General features: G+C 54.3%; 2 protein-coding genes. Both read left to right on the top strand.

Going from position 1 to position 3111, the window contains the following annotated elements:
• Positions 1–372: 372 nt before the first annotated feature.
• Positions 373–558: a hypothetical protein gene (locus QVO51_RS10580; protein ID WP_022358368.1), complete on the top strand. Its 186-nt coding sequence runs from the start codon at positions 373–375 to the stop codon at positions 556–558.
• Between the two features lie 15 nt (positions 559–573).
• The coding region (gene alaS / locus QVO51_RS10575; RefSeq protein WP_288168211.1) for an alanine--tRNA ligase at positions 574–3111 on the top strand (2538 nt) is incomplete at its 3' end.

Here is a 3111-nt window from a genome sequence, read left to right as displayed (position 1 = left end):
ATGCAGTAACGGTCTTTGTGGAAAACGGGGGCAGCGGTAATACAGCGGCGGCACCGATTTTTCGCCGGATCGCAGAGGGGATTACGGAAAATATCACAAAAAACGGTTGACATTTTCGTCGGTTTATACTATAATAATTTTGGCGTTGACAGGATTGACTGTTCCGGATCCTTTCAGAGAGAAAGCGGTTGGTGTGAGCTTTCAGTGTACGGACAGGTGCTCCCCTTGAGCCGGTCTGCGAAAGCGGAACGTATGCGCTGCGTTAAAGCGAACGAGGAAAGCATAGCCTATGCTTTTGAATTTGGGTGGTACCACGAACGCCTTCGTCCCATTGCGGTGACGGAGGTGTTTTTTCTGTATGGAGGTGAAGCTATGGCGAAGGAGAAGGAAAGCTGTGCCAAGGCTTTGGGATGTAACCCCATCGTGTACGGGATCAGTGCCGGCAACATTGTGGCAGCGATTTTATCCGCCATGCACTGGCATTCCCTGTTCTGGGCCATCGTGAACGGCTTTTTCGGCTGGGTTTATGTGATCTATTTTGTCATCAAATATACATAAAGGAGTAATGAAGCAATGCAGTGGCAAGGACTGAACGAATTACGTGAAAAATTTCTCTCATTCTTTGAGAGTAAGGGGCATACCCGGATGGACAGTGCGTCCCTGATCCCCCAGGGGGACAACAGTCTCCTTCTGATCAATTCCGGCATGGCACCGTTGAAGAAATATTTCCTGGGGCAGGCGACACCTCCCAATGTGCGTGTGACCACCTGTCAGAAGTGTATTCGTACCCCGGATATTGAACGTGTGGGCAAGACTGCCCGTCACGGTACCTACTTTGAAATGCTGGGGAACTTCTCCTTTGGGGATTACTTCAAAACCGAAGCCATTGAGTGGGCATGGGAGTTTTTCACCAAGGTGCTGGAGCTGCCGGTGGACAAGCTGTACGTTTCCGTATACGAACAGGACGATGAGGCTTACGACATCTGGACCAAGCACATCGGCGTTGCGCCGGATCATATGACCCGACTGGGCAAGGAGGATAACTTCTGGGAGCATGGCTCCGGTCCCTGCGGTCCCTGCTCTGAAATCTACTTTGACCGGGGTCCGGAAAAGGGCTGCGGTTCTCCCGATTGTAAGGTGGGCTGCGAATGTGACCGGTTTGTTGAGGTATGGAATCTGGTATTCAGCCAGTTCAACAGCGACGGCAAGGGGCACTACGCAGAAATGGAGCACAAGAACATCGACACCGGCATGGGACTGGAGCGTCTGGCATGCGTGATGCAGGGCGTGGACAACCTGTTTGAGGTGGATACGGTGCAGAATATTATGCAGCACATCTGCCGCATTGCCGGGATCACCTACAAGGAGGATCCGAAAAAGGACGTTTCTCTCCGTGTTATCACCGACCATGTGCGCAGTACTACCTTTATGGTGGGGGATGGTGTGACTCCTGCAAACGAAGGCAGAGGCTATGTGCTCAAGCGACTGCTGCGGCGGGCTGCACGGCATGGAAAGATGCTGGGCATCCAGGAGCCCTTCCTGTATCAGGTCGCAGAGACTGTCATTCACGAGAATGAGAATGCGTATCCGGAGCTGGCAGAAAAGAAGGATCTGATCTGCAAGATCATTCGCCACGAGGAAGAAAGCTTTGCCAAGACCATCGACAAGGGCACAGAGCTGCTGAACATGTTCCTGGATCGGGTCAGCTCCGACAGCCTGTCCATGCTTTCCGGTGCAGATGCATTCAAGCTCAGTGACACCTACGGCTTCCCTCTGGATCTGACCATGGAGATCGCAGCAGAGCGGGGCATCAAGGTGGACGAGGACAAGTTCCGGGAGCTGATGGAGCAGCAGAAGTCCATGGCACGGGCGGATCGTGCGTCCAAGGTCAAGACCTCCTGGAGCAACGAGAGCATTGCGGATATCTCCGCACCCAAGACGGAATTTGTGGGCTATACCCAGATGTCCTGCGGCGCAAAGATCCTGGGAATCTTTGCGGACGGCAAGCAGGTGGACAGCATCAGTGAAGGGGATGTGGCGGCTTTGATCCTGGATCGTACCCCCTTCTACGCAGAAAGCGGCGGACAGGTTGCGGACACCGGTGAGATTGTGGGCAACGGTGCATTTGCAGTTGCAGACGTGAAAAAGCTGGAAAGCGGCCATTTCATGCACATGGGTTCTCTGGAGGACGGCACCCTGAAGGTAGGGGATGAGGTGTCTGCCCAGATCGATGCGGATCGGCGTATGTCCATCATGCGGAACCATACAGCAGCACATCTGCTGCAGGCAGCCCTTCGCCAGGTGTTGGGAGATCATGTGCACCAGGCAGGTCAGCTGGTCAATGCGGAGCACTGCCGATTTGACTTCTCCCACTTCAACGCTATGACGTCTGAGGAGCTGCAGGCAGTGGAGGATCTGGTAAACCGGAAGATTTTCGAGGCACTGCCCATCACCATGCAGGAAATGCCCATTGAGGAAGCAAGAAAGCTGGGAGCAATGGCACTGTTCGGTGAAAAGTACGGCAATATTGTCCGGGTTGTCAGCATGGAGGGCTTCTCTACGGAGTTCTGCGGCGGTACCCATCTGGACAACACCTCCCGGGTGGGTCTGTTCAAGATCCTTTCCGAAAGCTCTGTAGCAGCCGGAGTGCGCCGGATCGAAGCAGTCACCGGTACCGGCGTGCTGAAGTCCTATCAGGAAATGCAGCAGCGTCTGCATTTTGCAGCCAGTGTTCTGAAGCTGGGGAATCCCCTGGAGCTGGTTGAGCGCTGCACAGCTATGATCGCAGAGTTGAAGGAGAAGGAGCATCAGATCGATGCGCTGAACATGAAGATCGCAGACAGTCAGATTTCCGGTCTGTTTGAGAATGCAAAGGAAATCTCCGGCGTGCGTGTGATTTCCGCATTCTTCAACGGCACCGGGGCAGACATGCTCCGGCAGATGGGCGACCAGGTGAAGGATCGGTTGGACGGTAACATTGTGGCTGTATTCGCCGGCATGAACGGGGAGAAGGGCACCTTCTACTGTGTCTGCGGCAAGGAAGCGGTCAAGAAGGGCGCTCACGCAGGCAAGATTGTACAGCGTGTATCTGCCATTACCGGCGGCAAGGGC

It is taken from the genome of Ruminococcus sp. CAG:379, assembly GCF_000434255.1.
GTDB classification, from domain to species: Bacteria; Bacillota; Clostridia; order Oscillospirales; family Ruminococcaceae; genus Ruminococcus_F; species Ruminococcus_F champanellensis.
This window is presented reverse-complemented; position numbering and strand designations above follow the sequence as displayed.

Bases quoted from the DNA above. Each gene is read 5' to 3' on its own strand.
- QVO51_RS10580 (WP_022358368.1), top strand. From the start codon at position 373: ATGGCGAAGGAGAAGGAAAGCTGTGCCAAGGCTTTGGGATGTAACCCC.